General features: G+C 60.1%; 18 protein-coding genes. 8 read left to right on the top strand and 10 right to left on the bottom strand.

What is annotated here, in order from left to right; genetic code table 11:
- Window positions 1-27: 27 nt before the first annotated feature.
- Together SB822_RS09530 and sap1 are read right to left on the bottom strand one after the other, a co-directional pair.
- Window positions 28-606: a YaeQ family protein gene (locus SB822_RS09530; RefSeq protein WP_090834780.1), complete on the bottom strand. Its 579-nt coding sequence runs from the start codon at window positions 604-606 to the stop codon at window positions 28-30.
- A 519-nt stretch (window positions 607-1,125) separates the two neighbouring features.
- Complete coding sequence (sap1, locus tag SB822_RS09525; protein WP_090834782.1) at window positions 1,126-1,467, bottom strand: surface attachment protein Sap1; 342 nt, start codon at window positions 1,465-1,467, stop codon at window positions 1,126-1,128.
- A 534-nt stretch (window positions 1,468-2,001) separates the two neighbouring features.
- Between sap1 and SB822_RS09520 the strand changes: the two genes are divergently transcribed.
- From SB822_RS09520 to SB822_RS09510, 3 genes are all read left to right on the top strand, one after another.
- Window positions 2,002-2,628: a LysE family translocator gene (locus SB822_RS09520; protein ID WP_007581782.1), complete on the top strand. Its 627-nt coding sequence runs from the start codon at window positions 2,002-2,004 to the stop codon at window positions 2,626-2,628.
- 148 nt (window positions 2,629-2,776) lie between these two features.
- Complete coding sequence (locus SB822_RS09515; RefSeq protein WP_410854537.1) at window positions 2,777-2,944, top strand: hypothetical protein; 168 nt, start codon at window positions 2,777-2,779, stop codon at window positions 2,942-2,944.
- 483 nt (window positions 2,945-3,427) lie between these two features.
- Entirely contained in the window at window positions 3,428-3,709 is a 282-nt protein-coding gene (locus tag SB822_RS09510; RefSeq protein ID WP_007581786.1) for a hypothetical protein, read from the top strand.
- Between the two features lie 229 nt (window positions 3,710-3,938).
- Here SB822_RS09510 and SB822_RS09505 read toward each other — a convergent pair whose 3' ends face one another.
- Both SB822_RS09505 and mnmE read right to left on the bottom strand, forming a co-directional pair.
- A complete protein-coding gene (locus SB822_RS09505; protein WP_090834784.1) occupies window positions 3,939-5,120 on the bottom strand; it encodes a tyrosine-type recombinase/integrase in 1,182 nt (393 codons plus the stop codon).
- A 115-nt stretch (window positions 5,121-5,235) separates the two neighbouring features.
- Window positions 5,236-6,636 carry a tRNA uridine-5-carboxymethylaminomethyl(34) synthesis GTPase MnmE gene (mnmE, locus tag SB822_RS09500; RefSeq protein WP_090834786.1) on the bottom strand — a complete coding sequence of 467 codons (1,401 nt, stop codon included), beginning with the start codon at window positions 6,634-6,636 and terminating at the stop codon, window positions 5,236-5,238.
- A 347-nt stretch (window positions 6,637-6,983) separates the two neighbouring features.
- Here mnmE and SB822_RS09495 point away from each other — a divergent pair, with 347 nt between their 5' ends.
- Window positions 6,984-7,406: a transcriptional regulator gene (locus SB822_RS09495; RefSeq protein ID WP_410854536.1), complete on the top strand. Its 423-nt coding sequence runs from the start codon at window positions 6,984-6,986 to the stop codon at window positions 7,404-7,406.
- A 100-nt stretch (window positions 7,407-7,506) separates the two neighbouring features.
- Here the strand turns inward: SB822_RS09495 and yidC are convergent, their stop codons facing one another.
- The 4 genes from yidC to rpmH all read right to left on the bottom strand — a co-directional run bounded on the left by yidC (window position 7,507) and on the right by rpmH (window position 10,164).
- Window positions 7,507-9,159, bottom strand: coding sequence for a membrane protein insertase YidC (gene yidC, locus SB822_RS09490; RefSeq protein WP_090834791.1), 1,653 nt, complete (start codon window positions 9,157-9,159; stop codon window positions 7,507-7,509).
- A 30-nt stretch (window positions 9,160-9,189) separates the two neighbouring features.
- Window positions 9,190-9,420: a membrane protein insertion efficiency factor YidD gene (gene yidD, locus SB822_RS09485; protein ID WP_007581797.1), complete on the bottom strand. Its 231-nt coding sequence runs from the start codon at window positions 9,418-9,420 to the stop codon at window positions 9,190-9,192.
- Between the two features lie 73 nt (window positions 9,421-9,493).
- Complete coding sequence (rnpA, locus tag SB822_RS09480; RefSeq protein ID WP_397326813.1) at window positions 9,494-10,003, bottom strand: ribonuclease P protein component; 510 nt, start codon at window positions 10,001-10,003, stop codon at window positions 9,494-9,496.
- Window positions 10,004-10,029: 26 nt separating this feature from the next.
- The gene (rpmH, locus tag SB822_RS09475; RefSeq protein ID WP_004198824.1) at window positions 10,030-10,164 is read right to left on the bottom strand and encodes a 50S ribosomal protein L34; all 135 of its coding nucleotides are present in this window, start codon (window positions 10,162-10,164) and stop codon (window positions 10,030-10,032) included.
- Window positions 10,165-10,547: 383 nt separating this feature from the next.
- Here rpmH and dnaA point away from each other — a divergent pair, with 383 nt between their 5' ends.
- The 3 genes from dnaA (at window position 10,548) to gyrB (ending at window position 16,030) form a co-directional block, all read left to right on the top strand.
- Window positions 10,548-12,083: a chromosomal replication initiator protein DnaA gene (dnaA, locus tag SB822_RS09470; protein WP_007581910.1), complete on the top strand. Its 1,536-nt coding sequence runs from the start codon at window positions 10,548-10,550 to the stop codon at window positions 12,081-12,083.
- A gap of 258 nt (window positions 12,084-12,341) precedes the next feature.
- A complete protein-coding gene (dnaN, locus tag SB822_RS09465) occupies window positions 12,342-13,445 on the top strand; it encodes a DNA polymerase III subunit beta (RefSeq protein ID WP_007581912.1) in 1,104 nt (367 codons plus the stop codon).
- 113 nt (window positions 13,446-13,558) lie between these two features.
- Window positions 13,559-16,030 carry a DNA topoisomerase (ATP-hydrolyzing) subunit B gene (gene gyrB / locus SB822_RS09460; RefSeq protein ID WP_410854535.1) on the top strand — a complete coding sequence of 824 codons (2,472 nt, stop codon included), beginning with the start codon at window positions 13,559-13,561 and terminating at the stop codon, window positions 16,028-16,030.
- A 167-nt stretch (window positions 16,031-16,197) separates the two neighbouring features.
- Here the strand turns inward: gyrB and SB822_RS09455 are convergent, their stop codons facing one another.
- Window positions 16,198-16,395, bottom strand: coding sequence for a hypothetical protein (locus tag SB822_RS09455; RefSeq protein ID WP_410854534.1), 198 nt, complete (start codon window positions 16,393-16,395; stop codon window positions 16,198-16,200).
- A gap of 9 nt (window positions 16,396-16,404) precedes the next feature.
- Window positions 16,405-17,280 carry a GyrI-like domain-containing protein gene (locus tag SB822_RS09450; RefSeq protein ID WP_410854533.1) on the bottom strand — a complete coding sequence of 292 codons (876 nt, stop codon included), beginning with the start codon at window positions 17,278-17,280 and terminating at the stop codon, window positions 16,405-16,407.
- Between the two features lie 279 nt (window positions 17,281-17,559).
- Here SB822_RS09450 and eat point away from each other — a divergent pair, with 279 nt between their 5' ends.
- Window positions 17,560-18,963, top strand: coding sequence for an ethanolamine permease (eat, locus tag SB822_RS09445; protein ID WP_410854532.1), 1,404 nt, complete (start codon window positions 17,560-17,562; stop codon window positions 18,961-18,963).
- The last annotated feature ends 2 nt before the right edge of the window (window positions 18,964-18,965 follow it).

Genomic DNA, 18,965 nt, shown 5'->3' with positions numbered 1-18,965 from the left:
GTACACAGAGCGTGCAATCACCACCGGTCAGCGGCCACCGTGCGCCGCGGGACGCGCGTTCGCTGGAGCTTTGAGCACCGTCCATTCGACGGGAACGGCGTCGGCGGTTTCGCTGCCTAGCCACGCCGCGTGATCCTGAACCGTGCATTGCAGGCGCATCGTCCGTTCGGCCAGCGCGGCTAGCGCCGGCGCGACGTTTTCACCGAGCGACCAGACGGTCACGTTGCGCAGACGTTCGACCTTGCTGCGCACGCCTTGCCACCAGATGTCGGAAGTCCGGCCGCCATACGCGATCACGATCACTTGATTTGCGCGCCCGCTCGCCTTTGCGATGCGGCGTTCGTCCGGTTGACCGACGTCGATCCACGTGTCGATGGCGCCTGTCAGATCCTTGGCCCACAGATCGGGTTCGTCGATGTCCGACAGACCCTTGCAGAATTCGAGGCGCTCTTGCGCGAACATCGCGAACGCGGCGACGCGGACCATCATCCGCTCGTTGGTTTCCGACGGGTGCAGCGCGATCGTCAGCGAATGGTCCGCGTAGTAGTGCCGGTCCATGTCGGCGATCTGGAGGTCAGCCTTATAGATTGTCGATTTCAGAGCCATGCTACAACCTGGTCCCGCAAATGCGGACCGGAGAGTGAATAGAGAGTCGGCGTACCTTGCCATGGTCATCCCCTGCCTTGAAGCGGTGGCGCCTCGGTCGCGCGTCTCGCCGATGAAACACATTTGCCGGATTGCCGCGACGTCGGGCCGTAAAGCCCTGTCGCATCAACCTTCCTGCTTTCGATTGTCTTGAAAGCAGCAACATATGTGCCGAGTCCTCGCTATCGAGCCATCACGCGCGTTTCGCGTCTGGCTGCAAGGTGGGACCGTGATGATACCGAATATGCGGGTGCGGCATGACAGCCTGATGAGGCCGCCGGGCGCGGGTGATGAGCAGATGGAATCAGTGGACAGGTTTCGCGCGACCGATCGGCGCGCTGACGTCGGACCAAAGGTCAGCTGAAAAACGATGATGGCCAGGTTAGAACCTGGCCATGCCGAGACGCGAAAGGAATGCTTTCGTTGGGATGTTTGTATTCACCCGACATTTGCTGTCGGGTGCAATCCAACTTTAAATGCTTATTGCTTGATGAATCGGTCGGTGGTCCAAAGGCCTTGTGTATCGCTATTGCCGGCATTGACGAATTCGACGTCATGCCCAACCACGCGGACTACGCGGAAATCCGAATGCTCCGGCGTGGAAATGCACTGATAACCGGAGAAGAACTCCTGCATTTGTTGTTGCTCGCCGGCCTGCGCGTGTTGCGTGACGGCGTCGAGTTTGTCCTTCGACAGGCAGCCATATGAATTCGCCTTGAACTGCACCGTTTGCTGGGGCTTGATCACGACGTCCTGCGCCTGCGCGCCTGCTGCTGCGAATAGACCCGTCAGCGCAAAAAGAATGGCGACTCGCTTGTTCATGGTTACCTCCTTGCGGGGTACGTCTCAGGTTAGCTATGTGTTTAACTGCCGGAAAACAAGCACATCTTTAAATCTAGATGAAACGTTTTGAACGGCAAGCACATCTTGTGTGCGCTTGCAACAGCGGCTAAATGTCGCACCGCGTTACAGTACGAATTGATGCCGCCCTAATGACGTAATACCGCGATTATTAGGCGGATTGCGAATTGCGATTGAAGGCGTGAAGGCATAGTGGATGATCGTTTGAGGACGAGATCAGCGTTTACGCTTAAACGGTTTTTAAACCGTTTGCGATCAATGGCTAAGCCATTGATGCGTTGCACACAAAGTCATTCGTGCGACTCATGAAAAACCGTCACGAGCTGAAGCGAACGCAGAATAAAAAAGATGCCTGAGGGCGGTGCGCTCTGTGTTTCTGAACAAACTTAAACGGGCGCTTGCACGAACGCCGTGTTCGTGGATAAATCGATCGGCCCAAAAAACACGAACGGGAGCGACGCGCCGAAGCGCCGGGCCCGGTCCCAGGAGACTTTCATGACACTTGCACACTGGCTTCCTTTTGCCATCGCCTCCGCGATCCTCGTCGCGATTCCCGGACCTACCGTGCTGCTTGTAATTTCTTATGCGCTCGGACACGGCCGTCGATTTGCCATGGTGACGACCGCGGGGGTCGCACTCGGCGACCTCACGTCGATGACGGCGTCAATGCTCGGGCTTGGCGTGATCCTCGCCGCGTCCGCGACGCTGTTTACCGCGCTCAAGTGGCTCGGCGCAGCGTATCTGATCTATCTCGGCATCAAGCTGTGGCGTGCTCCCGTGTCGACGGCCGACGCGCCGGCCACAGGCGAGACCCGCCCGAGCCGGATATTCGCGCACGCATATGCGGTGACAGCACTCAATCCGAAAAGCATCGTGTTCTTCGTGGCGTTCGTGCCGCAGTTCATCGATACGCAAGTCGCCACGTGGTCGCAGATTGCGATTTTCGAAGCCACCTTCGTCGCGCTCGGGACTTTGAATGCGTTGGGATATGCCGTGCTTGCTTCGGCCGCGCGGCGCGCGATCCGCAGCCCGCGCGTGCAGCGTGGGGTCAACTGCACAGGAGGCACGCTGCTGATCGGCGCGGGACTTCTGGCCGCGGCATGGAGGAAGTCGACGGCATAAGCGCATTCTGATCGGCGGAACGCGACGCACCGGGCGCGCTACTTGCTTCACTCGAATAGCGCACATGGTGTGCGCGGTGGATCACACGCAGTGACTTGCAACACGCCTACAATGAAATTGTCGCTGTTCCATCGATCAGGAGGTTACTGTGATCGAGCATCTGATTCTGGGCGCGTTTCTGATCGTGCCACTAATCATCGTCGCGTTTCTGTTTTCCGACGAACTCTGGCAGGAACATCGCCAGGCCTTGCACGATGACGACCATCACAGGCGGATGGACTGGCGGCATCCGATTCGCAGCCTGCTGCATCATTAGGCGGGTTGACAGTATCCGGAGCGAACGGAGGCTAACGTGCTGGCCTTCTCTTTCTCGTGGGACGGAATACTGGCTATTCATGTTGGCGCTGATCGTGGTCAGCGTGGCATTGACCTCGCTTTGCGGTTCGGTGCCGCGCGCCCGAGCCGCCGGCGGATGACGCTTAGCTCTTTGCGCCCTCTGTTTTTTGTATCCCTCACTTGAATTTCCGGTGTTGCGCAGCGCGTCGCCTTGCGGATGTGCTGCATCTCACTCGCCCTTATGCGTCACGTCGTCAAACTGACGTCCAAACATCATTCTGTTCCCCCGATTGTCATGCGACGTGCATGCGTACGCTTGAGGCCATGCGATGTCGTTAGTTTGTGGCCCGACATCGCCGGGATACCTATTTGTTTGCATAGGTAGTGACTGGCTAAAATCCGGCTAAAGTTAATCATCAGATGTAAAAAACTTTGGCCTTGTCGAGACGTCACGGGGGACGACATGAACCGATTGATCGATCAGGAAATCGCGCACATTTCGCGCGTCATGTGGCCATCGCTGCTTGGGGATATGGGCGGCACGATCCTTACTTCGGAGTACTGGCGCATGAGGTTGCACGCGCTCCTTGATGCTCCTTCTCTCACCAAAATTCAACTGTGCGCCCTCGACAGTCTGCTGCTCCGGCTCGATCACTATGACCGGCACGGCTCAGATGTCTACTCGGCGCCTGTCGCCGCGGAATCCGGCGAGCATGACGTTGAGCAGGTAGCTTTGCACGGGTGATGGTTTGGCGGGCCGGATTCCGGACCGTAACCTCGGTTCTATCGCACAAAGATTTGTAGAACGGGAGTTGCAGGAACATGAAACGAATCCTGTGTACCTTAAAAGTACATCCCGGGCGGCCCGCATAGTGAATCGCCGGAAACCTCGTTTAATAGGGCGACTCTCGTGTCAAACGGGCCTATACGCGCTGGCGATCCGACACTGTGTACCAATAAGTTGGCAGCCAAGGTCAGCGCATCCCCATCGGCGAACTTGCTTGCTCTCCAACCTGCGCGTCGACGTAATCGGCCCAGAGCTGCATCTCGCGCACAGCGACCGTGTCCTTGGCTTCTGCAAACGCATCCTTGCCGTCTACTGATTGCAACACATCGCGCAGATGACTCAACCCCGTGCGGCGGAAATCGTGGAGTACGAAATGTTCGCCCTCCAGCCCAAGCGTTTTGGCCGCCTGATTCAGCGTGCCCTTTGCAATCGTGCGATCTTCGCTGCCTCGCGTCGACGGGAAGACATAGTTGCGACTGCTTCTGATGTCGCGTAACTCACGCAACATCGCCAGCGCCTGACTCGACAGAAAGACACGACGATCGCGGCCGTTGCTCGCACGCGCGGCGGGAATCGTCCAGACACCTGCTTCGAGATCGAATTCGCGCCACGCCGCTTCGATCAACTCGGATTTATTGACCATCGTGAGCACGAGTAGATGGAGAGCGAGCTTCAGAGGCCGTCGAATGCTCGACGTATGGATCGTACGCAGCAACGTGCCGATTTCGCTTCCCGTCAGCACGCGCGTGCGGCTGTCCTGCGTCGCGATCGTGCGCGCGACGATGGCATCGGCGGGATTGATGCTCGCGAGCTGCCGCGCGATCAGAAACGCGAACAGCCGCCTTGCGACATTGCGCGTGTGGAGCGCCATCTGCGGCGCGCCCCGACTCTTGATTGCGTCGCAGATCGACTGGATATCTTCCGTCGTGACCTGCGCGATGGGTTTGTGCCCGATCGCGGGGAGGATGTCCTTGTCGAGCGCGCGCTGCGTCGTGCGTCGATACTCGTCGGATTTACGGGCCATTGCCGACATCACGTAGAGCTCGGCGCCGTCGCGCAGCACATCGACGCGCTTTTCGGCGCCCCGGTCCTGTCTAGCTATGGACACGGGCGACAAGCCCTGCCCGACGATTTCCGCATACTTCTGCGCCCTGGCTCGAGCGACGCGCAATGACATCAGCTGATAGTCGCCGATCGTGACCATCGGTTGCCGACGCCCGTTGAGCGTATAGCGGAAGCGCCAGACCTTCTTTCCGGTCGGCATGACTTCGAGGATGAGACCGTTGCCGTCGGCGACGCTGTAGCGCGTGGCGCGCGGCTGCAAGGTGCGGATTTGAGATTCGCTGAGCGGCGTCGCGAGTTTTGGCATGCTGGCGGGTTCGGTACACAGGGGGCGTCAAATACAGAGTGTACAGAGTTGTGTACCGAAAAACAGCTTCGATAGAGGCGCTAAAAAGCCATGTATATGGGCTGTCCGCAAGTACTTACTTGCCGATACAAAACCTGCTGAAAATTACACCAAGAAGGTCGTCAGAAGTGAATTCGCCGGTGATCGAATTGAGTTGATCCTGAGCCAGTCGCAACTCTTCAGCGAACAGATCCAGAGCTTGCGCATTCTGATCAGCGTGTGCTGCGGCGAGTCCCAAATGTTCTTGCGCGGCTCGAAGTGCAATCAGATGCCGCTCGCGCGCCAGATAGACGGTTTCCGCGCCGGCTTGCCAACCCGCGATGCGCAGTAGTTCGCCCCGGAGCAAGTCGATCCCGTCGCCCCTTTTTGCGGACAGGCGAACCTCGCACGAATCGCCCTCGTCCGTCCCGTTCAAGCCGGTAACGCTCGGTGCGATTCCCGTCAGATCTGTCTTGTTCAGCACGCGAACAACGGGCACGCCCATCGGAAACCGCGCGGCGATCGCATCGTCGTCGGCGGTCATGCCCGAACGGGCGTCGAGCAGATGTAGCACGACATCGGCGCGCTGGATCTCACCCCAGGTTCGCTCGATACCGATCTTCTCGACCTCGTCTTCCGTCTCACGCAGCCCCGCCGTGTCGATCACATGCAGCGGGATGCCTTCGATCTGTATCGTCTGCGCGACCTTGTCGCGGGTCGTGCCCGCAATCGGCGTGACGATTGCGAGTTCCGCGCCCGCGAGCGCGTTCAGCAGCGACGATTTGCCGACGTTTGGCTGCCCGGCCAGCACGACGGACAAGCCCTCGCGCAGCAGCGCGCCCTGCCGGGCTTCGCTCAGCACCAGCGCGAGACGCTCGCGGATGCGCGCAAGCTTGCCGCGTGCGTCGGCGGCTTCGAGAAAATCGATTTCTTCTTCGGGGAAATCGAGCGTCGCCTCGACGAGCATCCGCAACGTGATCACCTCTTCAACCAAAGAATGGATATCACGCGAAAACGCGCCTTCCAGCGAGCGGCCGGCCGAGCGCGCGGCCGCTTCCGTACTGGCTTCGATCAGATCGGCGACGGCCTCGGCCTGCGCGAGATCGAGCTTGTCGTTGAGAAACGCGCGACGCGTGAACTCGCCCGGTTCCGCAAGCCGCAGACCGAACGCACGTCCGGCATCGATGCAGCGCTGCAGAACCAGCTGGAGCACGATCGGGCCGCCGTGCCCCTGCAACTCGAGCACATGTTCGCCGGTGTAGGAATGCGGAGCCGGAAAATACAGCGCGATGCCGCGATCGAGCGCGTTTCCGCCGCCGTCAAGAAACGGGACGTAGCTCGCGTGGCGCGGCGTCAGCGGTTGCCCGGTGAGCGCCTGCATCATCGGCTGCGCCGCCGCTTCGCCGGCGCGCCCGAACGAAATCCGCACCACACCTATCCCGCCGCGGCCGGGCGCGGTGGCAATGGCGACGATCGGATCGAAATCGGTTGCGAGCATGTCGGAAGCGGCAGAGAGGAGTAAGAAAGCAGCGCACTAGCCGTGCGCTGAACGCCTGGCATTGTAACGCGGGCCTTTCGGGTGTTAGCGCGTGGACCTCGTCGCCGCGGGCGAACGAGATGTTTCAGATTTATCTCAATCGGGCTAAGAGATTCCTGGGTCCACAGATAGAGGAATTCGGACCCTTCGTGTAGTCTAAGCCCTACAGATCAACGTAAAGCGGACTCTGGAATCTTTGGGAGAGCGCTTCCGATGGGTTGCTGTAACGAGATAGGCAAATCTCAGACACGCGAAATGTAGCGTGTACAGTTGTCTACCTGCGATGCGACGGACTGCACAATCTGCCGATGCCAACCGTCGAAGAAAAAGCGGCTTTTGCCGAGCGACTCAAGTTCGCGATGAGACGCGCCCCGGAAAAACTCAAGGGCGGGACCGATCTCGCATTGCATTTCAATCTACGCCATCGCGGCGATCAGCCCGTGTCACCGCAAACGGTGCACAAGTGGCTGAGCGGCCGCACGATCCCCACTGACGACAAGTTGCTCACGCTCGCGGCTTGGCTCGAAGTGGATGTCCATTGGCTGCATTACGGGCCTTCGCCGGGAGGATCGACGCGGAATGTTCCGAAGCCGTTGGCGCGTGGCGAGAAATATCCGCTTTCGCCCGAGACGCTCGAGCTCGCGTCGAAAATCGAATCATTGACGCCGCATCATCGCTATCTGGTTCAGGAACTGATCTCGCAGTTTTACGGCGACGCTTATAACGCTTAGAAAATCGCAGACGTAAAAAAAACCGCCCGGCAGAAACCGGGCGGTTTTTTATGTTGCTTCGTATCGGATCGGACGATTCCTCTCCGATCCGAGCGCTCGATCAGGCGGCCTTCTTCCTCTGCCCCATCATGCGCGTGATGTAGTACTGCTGCGCGATCGACAGCACGTTGTTCACGACGTAGTACAGCACGAGACCCGCCGGGAAGAAGAAGAACATGACCGAGAACGCGATCGGCATGAACATCATCATCTTGGCCTGGACGGGATCCGGCGGCGTCGGGTTGAGCTTCGTCTGAATGAACATCGAGACGGCCATCAGCACCGGCAGGATGAAGTACGGATCTTGTTGCGACAGATCGTGAATCCAGAGAATCCACGGCGCGCCGCGCATTTCCACTGACGACAGCAGCACCCAGTACAGCGAGATAAACACCGGAATCTGAATCACGACGGGCAGACAGCCGCCGAACGGATTCACTTTCTCAGTCTTGTACAGCTCCATCAGAGCCGCGTTCATCTTCTGCGGATCGCCCTTGAAACGCTCGCGCAGCGCCTGCATACGCGGCGTGATTTCCTTCATGCGGGCCATCGACTTGTAGCTCGCGGCCGACAGCGGGAAGAACACCGCCTTGATCAGCAGCGTCAGCAGCACGATCGCCCAGCCCCAGTTGCCGACATAGCTGTGGATCTTCTCGAGCAGCCAGAACAGCGGCTTCGCGATGATCGTCACCCAGCCGTAGTCCTTCACCAGTTCCAGACCCGGCGCGATGCCTTCGAGCATGCGCTCTTCTTCCGGACCGGCGAACAGACGCGCATTCACGTCGACCGTCTTACCCGGTTCGATCGTCTGCAGCGGCTGCTTGACGCCCACGCGATACAGCGACGGGTCGATCTTCTCGACGTAGATATCGCGCTTGACGCCCTGCTGCGGAATCCACGCCGACGCGAAATAGTGCTGCACCATCGCGACCCAGCCATTGTCGGCGGAGGTTGCGTAGTCTTCCTTGTTCTTGTCGATGTCGCCGAACGTCAACTTCTGGAAGTGATGCTGCTCCGTGTACACAGCCGGCCCGATGAACGTATGCGAGAAGCGCGGCGTCTCGACAGGCTGGCTGTCGCGCACGAGTTCCATGTACGCGGTCGGCTTGACGGGCGTCGTGCCGACGTTCTGGATCTTCGTGTCGACGTCGATCACGTAGCTGCCGCGCGTGAACGTGTAGGTCTTCACGACCTTCAGTCCGCCCTTTTCCGGCGACTCGAACGACAGCTTCAGCGTGTTGCCCGTCATGTCGGTCGCCTGACCGGGAACGGGCGTGAACACGTCAGTGTGGTTCGGGAAGTCGCCGCCGAGCAGGCCCGTGCGCGCGAGATACGTGTGATCGGCCGTGTGGTCGAACAGCGTGATCACCTGATCGGGCTGCTTGCCCTCGCCCGGCTTGATCAGCGTGAGCTTGGACAGCGTGCCGCCACGCGTGTCGATCTGGCCGCGGTAGACGTCAGTGCTGAACGAAACCAGCTGCGCCTGCTGCGTAGCGGGTGCCGTCGAGCCGGGCGCCGCGGCGCTCGTCTGCGGCAAATCGGCCGGTTGGCTTCCCGCCGCCGCCGAACCCGGCGCAGCTGGAGCTGCCGTCTTGGTCTGCGTCGCGCTCGGGAAGAACATCGACGGGCGTCCATGGTCGCGCTGCCAGTTGTCGAACAGCATGACAGCTGACATGAAGAAGATGACCCATAGGACGGTGCGTTTGATATCCATGCGTTGTCTCAGTGTCGATGGCACAGCGCGTCAGCGCTTCTTAGGAGTTGGAGGCGGGACAAGATCGATGCCGCCCGCCGAAAACGGGTGACAGCGGCACAGGCGCCTGGCGGCGAGGTAAGTACCACGCGCGGCGCCATGATACTGGATTGCTTCGCGCGCGTAATCCGAACAGGAGGGATAAAAACGGCACCGATTGCCGAGCATGGGACTCACGGCAATCTTGTAGAAACGCAGCAAGGCGAATAATACCGTTTGCATGACTAGTGCGGCCCAACCGCGCCGCCCGATAAGAAGCGCCGCAAAACAGCCGCGCATGTGGACTGCGCGGGCCTCATGGTGCGGCTGGCGGCGTGTCGGCCGCCTGTCCTGCCGATGCTGCCGGCGCTTCGCGACGGGCGATTTCGCGCGCCGCCTTGTCGAGCAGCACGTCGATTTCGCCACGGCACAGCGCTTTCAACGGCGGCGACGATCCGCTGGGCATCGCCTTCCTGTCGAATTTGGCGTGCAGGCGCAGCAACACGTCCCAGCCGCCGAACTCCGCGCGACGCAAGCGAAACGCTTCGCGCGCGAGGCGCTTCACCAGATTGCGCGTGACCGCGCGCGGCGCAAACTTCTTGCCGATCACGAGGCCGAGCCGCGCTTCATTGCCCGTGGGCCGCGCGTACACGACGAAGTGAGCCGTTCGGCGCCACGGGCGCAAACGAAAAACGGATGAAAATTCATCCGTTTTTAGCAGCCTTGCGGCTTTGGGAAAGGCTGCGGACGCCTGCACCGGAACGACGTTCTGATGCGGCGCGTCTGCCGTTCCCGCAGCGTCACGGGTGTCGGACACAGCGCGCACTCGGCTTGACCGCGTATCAGCCTGCCTTAGATGGCGAGGCGTTTGCGGCCCTTCGCGCGGCGTGCGTTGATGACTTTGCGGCCACCAGCGGTCTTCATGCGAACGCGGAAGCCATGGGTGCGCTTACGGCGCGTCACGGAAGGTTGGTAGGTACGTTTCATGTTGCTCTCACTTGTTGAGAAATAACCGCGCGAGCATCGCTGAAAGTGCAATGGCCGGAGGTTCGAAAATTGGTTTTCGCGGAACCCGCTATTTAAACCGGTTTTCTCTGAGTCGTCAATAGTTTAGGGCGATGATCCACAGGCGGCGATTGTCGGCGGTGTTTGATCGGGCCCTGTGGATAACTCACTTTACGCACCGTTTTGGCGGTAGAATCTCGCCTTACTTCCCAAAAATCACGCACGCCGCCCCGGCCCGCTTGACCCCGCAAACCCTTGTGGCACAAGCGTCTGGGGCTTTTCCGCCTGGCTGCTTCGGGCCTCGTCGCGTATTCCGCGATCAGAGCGCCGGCGGGACGCGTCGCAAACATAACGATAGCAACTTGATGAACGAATTCTGGCAACACTGTTCCGCATTGCTGGAGCGTGAATTGACGCCCCAGCAGTACGTGACGTGGATCAAACCGTTGGCCCCGGTCGCCTTCGACGCCGATGCGAATACCCTGAGCATCGCAGCGCCGAACCGTTTCAAGCTGGATTGGGTCAAGAGCCAGTTTTCCGGCCGCATCACCGATCTCGCGCGTGACTTCTGGCATTCGCCCGTCGACGTCCAGTTCGTCCTCGATCCCAAAGCCGGCGTGCGTTCGGCGCCTGCCGCGCCGTCGCGGCCATCGTCGGTGGGCGCGCGCAGTGCCGCCGCAGCCGTCGACGCGGCAGTCGGCGCCGTACAGGCGGCTCACGCGACGCGCGCGGGCCTCGGCGCGCACACGCACGCCGCGCAACTGACCGACGATGCCGCCGACCTCGATCTCCCCAGCCTCGACGCGAACGAAGCCGCGGCCGCGCGCCGCACGTGGCGTCCAGGCGCGGCCGCGAACGGCGAAAGCGACTCGATGTACGAGCGTTCGAAGCTGAACCCCGTGCTCACCTTCGACAATTTCGTGACCGGCAAGGCGAATCAGCTGGCGCGCGCGGCCGCGATTCAGGTCGCCGACAATCCCGGCATCTCGTACAACCCGTTGTTCCTGTACGGCGGCGTGGGCCTTGGCAAGACCCACCTGATTCACGCGATCGGCAACCAGCTGCTGATGGATAAGGCGGGCGCGCGCATCCGCTACATCCATGCGGAACAGTACGTGTCCGATGTCGTGAAGGCGTATCAACGCAAGGCATTCGACGACTTCAAGCGCTACTACCATTCGCTCGACCTGCTGCTGATCGACGATATTCAGTTCTTCTCGGGCAAATCCCGTACGCAGGAAGAATTCTTCTACGCGTTCGAAGCGCTGGTTGCGAACAAGGCACAGGTGATCATCACCAGCGATACCTATCCGAAAGAAATCTCAGGTATCGACGACCGTCTGATTTCGCGCTTCGATTCCGGCCTTACTGTCGCAATCGAACCGCCCGAGCTTGAGATGCGCGTCGCGATTCTGATGCGCAAGGCGCAATCGGAAGGCGTGAATTTGAACGAGGATGTCGCGTTTTTCGTTGCGAAGCATCTGCGGTCGAACGTTCGCGAACTGGAAGGCGCGCTGCGCAAGATTCTCGCGTACTCGAAGTTCCACGGCCGCGAAATCACGATCGAGCTGACCAAGGAAGCGCTGAAAGACCTGTTGACGGTGCAGAACCGGCAGATTTCGGTGGAAAACATCCAGAAAACGGTCGCCGACTTCTACAGCATCAAGGTCGCCGACATGTATTCGAAGAAGCGCCCGGCCAATATCGCGCGTCCGCGCCAGATTGCGATGTACCTGGCCAAGGAGCTGACGCAGAAGAGCCTGCCCGAAATCGGCGAGCTGTTCGGCGGGCGCGACCACACCACAGTGCTGCACGCGGTGCGCAAGATTGCCGACGAGCGCGGCAAGGACGCGCAGCTCAATCACGAGCTTCACGTGCTGGAGCAGACGCTGAAGGGTTGACACTGGGTTAGGGGGCCGGATCAGATCGAAGGTTTCCTCGAACTGGTCGGAAAATTCGATCTGTTTATTGCGCAAGCCACCCCCAATTTAGGGAAGTGCTTCCATTTTCAGGCACAATACAGGTTTAACCGTCCGGCAAAAGCGGACGGGATTCACATGCCGTGACTGGCGCAGTACCGCGCCGGCGGGGGGCCGGGGCCGCGCGCTTCAATACTGCCGGGCAAGGCGCGCAGGCCGTCACATCAACGAAGGAACTCTATGCAACTGGTCAAGACCGAACGCGATAACCTCCTCAGGCCGCTGCAAACCGTGAGCGGCATTGTCGAACGCCGTCATACGTTGCCGATCCTCGCCAATTTGCTGATTACCAAGAACGGCCCGGACGTCTCGTTCCTGTCCACCGACCTCGAACTACAAATCACCACGCGTGCCGACTTCGGCGTCGGCGGTGACTCGGTGGCCACGACGGTAGCGGCACGCAAGCTGCTCGACATTCTGCGCGCGATGCCCGACGGGCAAGTCACGCTGACCCTGAACGACAAACGCTTGACGGTCCAGTCCGGCAAAAGCCGTTTCGCCTTGCAGACGCTGGCGGCCGATGAGTTCCCGACCGTCGCTCAAGCTAAAGACTTTGGCGCAAACCTCGCGGTTCCCCAAAAGACATTCCGCCAGTTGCTCGGCATGGTCCACTTCGCGATGGCGCAGCAGGACATCCGTTACTACCTGAATGGCATGCTGCTGGTGGTCGATGGCGATCAATTGATGGCTGTCGCGACGGACGGTCACCGCCTCGCGTTTTCGTCGATGAAGATCGAAGGCTCGTTCGCGCGCCAGGAAGTCATCATCCCGCGTAAGACGATTCTCGAACTGCAACGTCTGCTCGAAGACATCGACGATGTCCTCAAGATCGACATCGCGCCCACGCAGGTCAAGTTCACGTTCGGCGGCGTCGAGCTGGTATCGAAGCTGGTCGAAGGCAAGTTCCCCGACTTCCAGCGCGTGATTCCGAAGTCGCACAAGAACACCTTCGTGATCGGCCGCGAAGAGTTGCAACGTTCGCTGCAACGCGCGGCCATTCTGACCTCGGACAAGTTCAAGGGCGTGCGCTGCATCGTCGAGCCGGGCCAGTTGAAGATCATGTCCACCAACGCGGACCAGGAAGAAGCCCAGGAAGAACTCGAAATCCCGTACCAGGGCGACAGCATCGACATCGGTTTCAACGTCACGTACCTGCTCGACGTGCTCGCGAACCTGAAGGTTGACCTGCTGGAAATCAGCCTCGGCGACGCGAGTTCGAGCGCGCTGATCACCATTCCCGAGAACGACGAGTTCAAATACGTGGTGATGCCGATGCGCATCTGACGCGTCCAACACGAAGAACACACCAAGGGGCGCAGCGCCCCTTTGGTGTTTTTATGGTGTTTTGAAAAGCTCCGAGCAGTAACGAAGCAGTAACGCAGATCCGGAAGAAATCCATGACTGAAACGAACAATTCGCAACCCGATAACAGCTACGGCGCCTCGTCCATTCAGATCCTCGAAGGTCTGGAGGCCGTGCGCAAGCGACCGGGTATGTACATCGGCGATACGTCGGACGGGACCGGTCTGCATCACCTCGTGTTCGAGGTGCTCGACAATTCGATCGACGAGGCACTCGCCGGTCATTGCGACGACATTCAGGTCATCATCCACGCCGACAACTCGATTTCCGTGACCGACAACGGCCGCGGCATCCCGACGGGCATCAAGCGCGACGACAAGCACGATCCGAAGCGCAGCGCCGCTGAAATCGTCATGACCGAGTTGCACGCGGGCGGCAAGTTCGACCAGAACAGCTACAAGGTGTCGGGCGGCCTGCACGGCGTGGGCGTGTCGTGCGTGAATGCGCTGTCGTCGTGGCTGCGCCTGACCGTGCGTCGTGACGGCAAGAAGCACTTCATGGAGTTCCACCGTGGCGTGCCGCAAAACCGCGTCATCGAAGAAGTGGACGGTGAACGCCTGTCGCCGATCGCTGTTGTCGGCGATACGGAAAACCGTGGCACCGAAGTGCACTTCATGGCCGATCTGGAAATCTTCGGCAATGTCGAATATCACTACGACATTCTCGCGAAGCGTATTCGCGAACTCTCGTTCCTGAACAACGGCGTGCGGATTCGTCTCACCGATCAGCGTTCGGGCAAGGAAGACGATTTCGCGTTTGTCGGCGGCGTGAAGGGCTTCGTCGAGTACATCAACAAGACGAAGACCGTGCTGCATCCGACCATTTTTCATATCGTCGGCGAGAAGGACGGTGTGGGCGTCGAAGTGGCGATGCAATGGAACGACAGCTACAACGAGAACGTACTGACCTTCACGAACAACATTCCGCAGCGCGACGGCGGTAGCCATTTGACGGGTCTGCGCGCGGCCATGACGCGCGTGATCAACAAGTACATCGTCGACCACGAAATCGCGAAGAAGGCGAAGGTCGAAACGTCGGGCGACGACATGCGCGAAGGGCTGTCGTGTGTGCTGTCGGTGAAGGTGCCCGAGCCGAAGTTCAGTTCGCAGACGAAGGACAAGCTGGTGTCGTCGGAAGTGCGCGCGCCGGTCGAAGAAGTGGTCGCGAAGGCGCTCGAAGAGTTCCTGCTCGAAACACCGAACGACGCGAAGATCATTTGCGGCAAGATCGTCGATGCCGCGCGTGCTCGCGACGCAGCGCGCAAGGCGCGTGAAATGACGCGACGCAAAGGCGTGCTGGACGGCGTCGGACTGCCGGGCAAGCTGGCGGACTGCCAGGAGAAAGATCCTGCGAAGTCTGAGATTTACATCGTCGAGGGCGATTCGGCAGGCGGTTCGGCAAAGCAGGGCCGCGACAGAAAATTCCAGGCCATTCTGCCGCTGCGCGGCAAGGTGCTGAACGTCGAGAAGGCGCGTTACGACAAGCTGCTGTCGTCGGAACAGATCGTCACGCTGATTACGGCGCTGGGCTGCGGCATTGGCAAGGAAGACTACAACCTCGACAAGCTGCGCTATCACCGCATCATCATCATGACCGACGCGGACGTCGACGGTGCGCACATCCGTACGCTGCTGCTGACGTTCTTCTATCGTCAGATGCCGGAGATGATCGAGCGCGGCTATATCTATATCGCGCAACCGCCGCTGTACAAGGTGAAGGCGGGCAAGGACGAGCGTTATCTTAAGGACACCGCGGAGTTGAACGCGCATATGCTGCGTCTGGCTCTGAACGGGTCTGAACTGATGCCGTCGGAAGGCGGGACGCCGATTGCGGGCGATGCGCTGGGCGAGCTGGCTCGTTCTTATTTGCTGGCGCAGGGAGTCGTCGATCGTCTGAGCCGGTTGTACGACGAAGCGGCGCTCGGCGCGGTGATGGACGGCGTGACGATCGATCTGTCGAGCGAGCAGTCGACGCAAGTATCGGCCGCTTCACTTCAGGCCAAGCTGCGCGACGATCCGCTCAAGCCCGAGGTCAATGTGATCCCGATGTACGACCCGGTGCGCGAACTGCGTTCGCTGCGCGTCGAGCGTCGTCATCACGGCAACGTGAAGGTCTCGGTCATCGACGAAGAGTTCCAGCTTACGGCGGACTATCAGCAACTCGTGAACACGGCGAACACGTTCAAGGGGCTGATCGGCGAGGGCGCTGTCATAAAGCGCGGTGAGCGGAGCGTGGCTGTCGGCGACTTCAAGAGTGCGATGAAATGGCTGATCGCCGATGCCGAGCGGAACGTTTCGAAGCAGCGCTATAAGGGTCTCGGTGAGATGAATCCTGGACAGCTCTGGGAAACGACGATGGATCCGAGCGTACGTCGCTTGCTGCGCGTGCAGATCGAAGATGCGATCGCGGCGGATGGGATCTTTACGACGCTGATGGGCGATGAAGTCGAGCCGCGTCGCGCGTTCATCGAGAGCAATGCGTTGCGGGCGGGGAATATCGACGTTTGAGTAAGCGTCCCGAGCCAAATCAGCTAAGCACCAACAAAAACTCCAACCGTCACTGGTTGGAGTTTTTTTATCGCCTAAGAAATCTCAAGACCATTTGCGCGCATACCGATCCTTCACGACCCGCGAGATAAAAGTCGACAAACCTTGCCCTGCGACGGCCAGCCGCTTCATCTCCTCGACTTCCCGCCGTCCCGCCGTCCCGCCGTCGCATAGTCGTACAGATACACGTCACCGTCACGAAACTTCACGGTGATCGCGTCATCCGATATCTCGTAAGCAACGACACCCGACTGGCCGCTCAAATCCCGATACCGCTTCATGCTTTCACCCACTTCCGACAGCAACAGAACATCGGCAGCGAGCACGAACCATTCCTAAACCACTGGCAAGCAGATATCCGTCAGCAAGTTCGCCGGCGCGGTTTCCTTAGGATTATTCAAATACTCCTCGAACACCGGCGCGTCGGCGGCCTCATGTTCCGAATTGACCAGCCACTCGCCGTAAAGCCACTGATAAGCCGACGCCATATCCGCGTAAGGCCCCTTATGCCGCAACACCGCGTACCTGCCGCCCGTGATCGACGTGACGCTTACCAGACCATCACCCGACACATCGACGGTACGCGGCAGCCATACGCCCGCCTTCGACCGCAACTCACCCTCGGCCACCGCCGTCGGATCATCGTAGTAAATGCCGATCATCCGCATCTCGTTCGACAGCAGGCCACGGGAAGCCAGCCATCCCATCAGCGTATCGAACGCCTTGCCGATCTGCATATACGGCCCGACGTGATCGACGCTCAGCACGTCGAAGCCCTCGATATCGCGTATCACCACGTCTCTCATCGTCATTTCGCACCCTCCTGAATCCGCTAGAGACGGCCGGAACCGGCTGTGCGTCCCGGCCTTCCGATACAGCGCGGGCGGCATGCCGAAGACGGCGCTGAACGTCCGCGTGAACGACTGCAAACTGCTATAGCCGGACCGCTCGGCGATCTCGGCAATCGGCATCGACCCATTCGCGAGATAGCCGGCCGCGCGATGCAAACGCAGCCGGCGTACCGTCGTCGCGACCGTTTCGCCGTACATTGCCTGATAGATCCGGTGCCAGTGATACGTCGACAGACACGCAATCCCGGCAAGCCGTTCGATATCGAGCGGCTCGTCGAGGTGATCGTAGATATTGTCGAGCACGCGGGCGAGCCGTGCGGCGTAGCGCGCGCGATGGCCGATATCGTTCATGGCAAGCATTGGAAAAGGATCGATGAAAACACGATAGCACGCGGCGATTTACCAAATCCTGCGGATTTTTCGCTGCTGCGGCCCGTCAGTCGTCGCGCATATTCAGCATTTTCTTAATCGCGACCTAACGAAACAAGATAAAACAACCCAAGCTAACTTTTGCCGATTTTCGATAACACCTCGATTAATGGCTTCCTACCATCGCCAGATGCCACCGCCAAAAGGACCGCTCCGTGGGCCCACCACGCGGGCCGATCAGCCGGCAACTTCAACAAAAGGGAGCCTCAGATGAAATCAGAGTCGACAACCCAGCACAAAGGCGCCGTTACGCATCACGAACTGAAGCAGACGCTCGGCACCTGGCAGCTTTGGGGCATCGCCGTCGGCCTTGTGATCTCCGGCGAGTATTTCGGCTGGAGCTACGGCTGGGCGAGCGCCGGCACGCTCGGTTTCGTGATCACTGCGCTGTTCATTGCCGCGATGTACACGACATTCATTTTCAGCTTCACCGAGCTCACCACGTCGATTCCGCACGCGGGCGGCCCGTTCGCCTATGCGCGCCACGCGTTCGGTCCGACGGGCGGCTACATCGCGGGCGCTGCGACGCTCGTCGAGTTCGTGTTTGCGCCACCCGCGATCGCGCTCGCGATCGGCGCGTATCTGCATGTGCAGTTTCCCGGCCTCGAACCCAAGCACGCGGCAATGGGCGCGTATCTGGTGTTCATGGCGCTGAATATCGTCGGCGTGCAGATCGCGGCGGCGTTCGAGTTGTGCGTGACGCTGCTCGCGATCTTTGAACTGCTCGTGTTCATGGGCGTCGTGTCGCCGGGCTTCCAGTGGTCGAACTTCACAAAGGGCGGCTGGGCCGGCGCCAATACGTTCAGCATGGGCTCGTTCCACGGCATGTTCGCTGCGATTCCGTTCGCGATCTGGTTCTTCCTCGCGATCGAAGGCGTCGCGATGGCCGCCGAAGAAGCGAAAAACCCGAAGCGCTCCATCCCGATCGCCTACGTGGCGGGCATCCTGACCCTCGTCGTGCTGGCCATCGGCGTGATGGTGTTCGCGGGCGCGGCGGGCGACTGGACCAAGCTCTCCAACATCAACGACCCGCTGCCGCAAGCGATGAAATACATCGTCGGTGAAAACAGCGGCTGGATGCACATGCTGGTCTGGCTGGGACTGTTCGGCCTCGTCGCGTCGTTCCACGGCATCATCCTTGGCTACTCGCGGCAAATCTTCGCGCTGGCGCGCGCGGGCTACCTGCCCGAATGGCTGTCGAAAGTGCATCCGCGCTTCAAGACCCCGCATCGCGCGATTCTCGCGGGCGGCGTGGTCGGCATTGCCGCGATCTATAGCGACGAGCTGATTCAGTTCGGCGGCCAGACGCTGACGGCGAACATCGTGACGATGTCGGTATTTGGCGCTATCGTGATGTACATCATCAGCATGCTTTCGCTCTTCAAGCTGCGCCGCAGCGACCCGGACATGGAGCGCCCGTTCCGCGCGCCGCTGTTTCCGTACTTCCCGGCGTTCGCGCTGGTGGCCGCGGTGATTTCGCTGGCGACGATGATCTACTTCAATCTGCTCGTCGCGCTGGTGTTCGCCGCGTTCATCGCGCTCGGCTACGGCTACTTCCTGATGACGCGTCATCAACGCGAAGTCGCGCCCGCCGATGCGTTGCTCGAAGAATGACC

The organism is Paraburkholderia sp. SIMBA_054 (genome assembly GCF_046534875.1).
Lineage (GTDB): Bacteria > Pseudomonadota > Gammaproteobacteria > Burkholderiales > Burkholderiaceae > Paraburkholderia > Paraburkholderia hospita.
This window is presented reverse-complemented; position numbering and strand designations above follow the sequence as displayed.

Bases quoted from the DNA above. Each gene is read 5' to 3' on its own strand.
- SB822_RS09530 (WP_090834780.1), bottom strand. From the start codon at position 606: ATGGCTCTGAAATCGACAATCTATAAGGCTGACCTCCAGATCGCCGAC.
- sap1 (WP_090834782.1), bottom strand. From the start codon at position 1,467: ATGAACAAGCGAGTCGCCATTCTTTTTGCGCTGACGGGTCTATTCGCA.
- SB822_RS09520 (WP_007581782.1), top strand. From the start codon at position 2,002: ATGACACTTGCACACTGGCTTCCTTTTGCCATCGCCTCCGCGATCCTC.
- SB822_RS09510 (WP_007581786.1), top strand. From the start codon at position 3,428: ATGAACCGATTGATCGATCAGGAAATCGCGCACATTTCGCGCGTCATG.
- SB822_RS09505 (WP_090834784.1), bottom strand. From the start codon at position 5,120: ATGCCAAAACTCGCGACGCCGCTCAGCGAATCTCAAATCCGCACCTTG.
- mnmE (WP_090834786.1), bottom strand. From the start codon at position 6,636: ATGCTCGCAACCGATTTCGATCCGATCGTCGCCATTGCCACCGCGCCC.
- SB822_RS09495 (WP_410854536.1), top strand. From the start codon at position 6,984: ATGCCAACCGTCGAAGAAAAAGCGGCTTTTGCCGAGCGACTCAAGTTC.
- yidC (WP_090834791.1), bottom strand. From the start codon at position 9,159: ATGGATATCAAACGCACCGTCCTATGGGTCATCTTCTTCATGTCAGCT.
- yidD (WP_007581797.1), bottom strand. From the start codon at position 9,420: ATGCAAACGGTATTATTCGCCTTGCTGCGTTTCTACAAGATTGCCGTG.
- rpmH (WP_004198824.1), bottom strand. From the start codon at position 10,164: ATGAAACGTACCTACCAACCTTCCGTGACGCGCCGTAAGCGCACCCAT.
- dnaA (WP_007581910.1), top strand. From the start codon at position 10,548: ATGAACGAATTCTGGCAACACTGTTCCGCATTGCTGGAGCGTGAATTG.
- dnaN (WP_007581912.1), top strand. From the start codon at position 12,342: ATGCAACTGGTCAAGACCGAACGCGATAACCTCCTCAGGCCGCTGCAA.
- gyrB (WP_410854535.1), top strand. From the start codon at position 13,559: ATGACTGAAACGAACAATTCGCAACCCGATAACAGCTACGGCGCCTCG.
- SB822_RS09450 (WP_410854533.1), bottom strand. From the start codon at position 17,280: ATGCTTGCCATGAACGATATCGGCCATCGCGCGCGCTACGCCGCACGG.
- eat (WP_410854532.1), top strand. From the start codon at position 17,560: ATGAAATCAGAGTCGACAACCCAGCACAAAGGCGCCGTTACGCATCAC.